We start from the raw sequence: 2734 nt of genomic DNA, 5'->3' as shown, positions 1-2734 counted from the left end.
ATTGTAATGCTTTTCTTTCGTATTTAATAAATAATGTGCAAGTGAATTTGAGGCGTTAACTTGGAAGTCCATGTCGATGGATAGTAAGCCGAAGTGTAAGTTATTAAAAAGTAGTGCTGATTGAGATTCAAAATGATTTAAGACAATATTATATGAACTTAGTATTTGCTGGGTTGAGAGTACTCCAATAGGAATCATTTGTTCATTTACAACTGGAGCATGTCCTATTTTATGCTTCAACAGCAACTCTCTTGCATGTTCAATCGTATCGTTCGGCCTTAAGTGAATAGGATTAGAATTATAGTAATGGTCGATTGTAGTATCAAAGGATGGTTGAGTGGTTAAAATTTTGAATATTTTGTTTTTAGTTATGATTCCGATTAAATGATTTGAATCATCTACAACTGGAAGTAAAGTTGAGTGGGTTTCTGTAAATATTGGAAGTACATTATGAAATGTACATTCTTTAGTGCAACAAATATAATTGGTTGACATGATATCAGCAACGAGCATAGAAATACCTCCTTTTTATTCGACATTATATCAAATGTAAAAATAAACGTTAACACTATGTGTAAAAATTATTTACAATTTACAATATTCTGTTAATAAATGTTTACAATTTAACGAGAAAAATAGTCTATTTATAAATAAAAAGAATTGGCATAAGATTTGCAAATATATTATGTAAAAATGTTTTGGATACAAAACAAACATATTGATGTTGTAAGAGGAGGAGCAAAAATATGAGAATGGTAAAAGGATGCCCATCTACTTCTATGAATGATTATCAATTAAATACGACGACTTTAATACGTCATGCTGCACGTAATTTCCCGGATCAAGAAATACTATATCGTAGCAATAATCAGCTTCATCGTTATTCCTATCAAAAAGCATATACACGCATGATGAAAGTGGCAAATTTTCTTGAAAAACGGTTGGGAGTTAAACCAGGTGATAAAATCGGAGTTTTAGATTGGAACTCTCATAGACATTTTGAATTATATTTTGCAATACCTGGGACCGGAGCTACCCTTCTTCAAATGAATCTCCGCATTTCACCGGAAGATTTATCTTATGTAACTAACCATAGTGAAGCGAAATATATTTTCGTCGATGAATCTTTATTATCTGTAGCTGAAGCGATTAGCTCAAAGTTGGAAACAGTGAAAGGGTTTATTGTCATGTCAGATAAGCCAATGTCTGACATAAAAACGACCTTGTCACCAATTTTTCATTATGAGGAAATGATAAAGGAAGAAAGTGACGATTATGATTGGCCGATAATAGAAGAAACAACAGCTTACAGTGCTTGCTATACATCAGGAACGACTGGAAAACCTAAAGGTGTCTATTACTCACATCGCAATATCTATCTTCACACCATGGCAGAAGCTGCTTACTTTGGTGTAAACAGTCATGATTGTTTATTAGTGATTATACCCATGTTTCATGCTCAATCATGGGGACTCGTTCAGGTTGCTGCGATGATGGGCGCCAAAATGATCTTCCCAGGGCGCTATGTAGTGGAAGATACTTCACCGCTTGTAGATCTAATGATTGCAGAAAGTGTCACAATTGCAGGAGGATCACCGGCTATCTTCCTTCCTATGCTTCATTATATTCAGACACTTGAGAAAAAACCGGACCTTTCAAGGGCAAGGTTTTTATCTGGTGCATCAGAGCCACCTGTCTCATTGATGAAAGGATTTAAAGAGCTGACAGGAGCAGAAATTATTCATGCCTATGGTTCAACAGAAACCACTCCAATGGTTGCGATTAATTACCATCTTAACCCTTCTTTGAGAAATAAATTGACAGAGGACGAGAAATGGGATTTAAGACGAAAACAAGGTTTGCCACTTACAGGAATCGATTTCAAACTATGTAATCCAGATACAGGAGAAGAAGTACCTCGAGATGGCAAAACAGTCGGTGAACTTTGTTTAAGAGGTCCATGGATCACAGGTGCTTACCATAATGCACCGGAAACAGATAGCAGTTTCCAGGATGGGTACTGGCGCAGCGGTGATGCGGGTACTATTGATGAAAATGGATATGTAAAACTTGTAGATAGAATCAAAGACGTTATAAAGAGCGGTGGAGAATGGATTTCTTCAATTGATATGGAGAATTCATTAATGGGACACCCCGAAGTTCTTGATGCAGTAGTCGTTGGAATCCCTCATGCAAAATGGCAGGAACGTCCTCTTGCGCTAGTAGTAACAAAAGATAATAAAACATTTCCTAGAGATGAATTTGAAAGTCTATTATATGAACAATTTGCTAAATGGCAATTCCCAGATCAAATTCTATTTGTAAATGAGATACCGAAAACAAGTGTGGGGAAATTTAACAAAAAAGAAATTGTGAAGAAGTATGAAAATCTTTACATGGAATCTGGGGATAAAAAGTCATCGTCAAAAATATAAAACTTTCAACTAATTTGAGCTTGAGAACTGTACGGGTATGAAAAATCATAATCTTCTAGACGATGTAAATTACCTAGAAATAATAATTTGAATAATTAGTTATTTTTTGAGTGTTATGTCGTGAAACAATGAAAAAAATCTCTTCCCGTATTTATGGGAAGAGATTTTTTACTATTTTAATATTAGATTTTTTCTTGGTATATACTTCGTGTTTTTACATGTAATTGTACGTTCAGTTTATATCAATTATTACTATTTCTCTTTGAACTTTCGTATAATAGCATTGAGTAAGATAAAAA

General features: G+C 34.3%; 2 protein-coding genes. One reads left to right on the top strand and one right to left on the bottom strand.

Annotated elements, in window-relative coordinates:
- The coding region (locus V7014_RS24450) for a CBS domain-containing protein (RefSeq protein ID WP_335511255.1) at positions 1–513 on the bottom strand (513 nt) is incomplete at its 3' end.
- A 233-nt stretch (positions 514–746) separates the two neighbouring features.
- Here V7014_RS24450 and V7014_RS24445 point away from each other — a divergent pair.
- Positions 747–2435, top strand: coding sequence for a long-chain-fatty-acid--CoA ligase (locus V7014_RS24445; RefSeq protein WP_335511252.1), 1689 nt, complete (start codon positions 747–749; stop codon positions 2433–2435).
- Positions 2436–2734: the final 299 nt, after the last annotated feature.

This window comes from Bacillus sp. JJ722, from assembly GCF_036963345.1.
GTDB lineage: Bacteria > Bacillota > Bacilli > Bacillales > DSM-1321 > Bacillus_AD.
The sequence above is the reverse complement of the archived record's forward strand: the minus strand, read 5'-3'. Positions and strand labels throughout refer to the sequence as shown.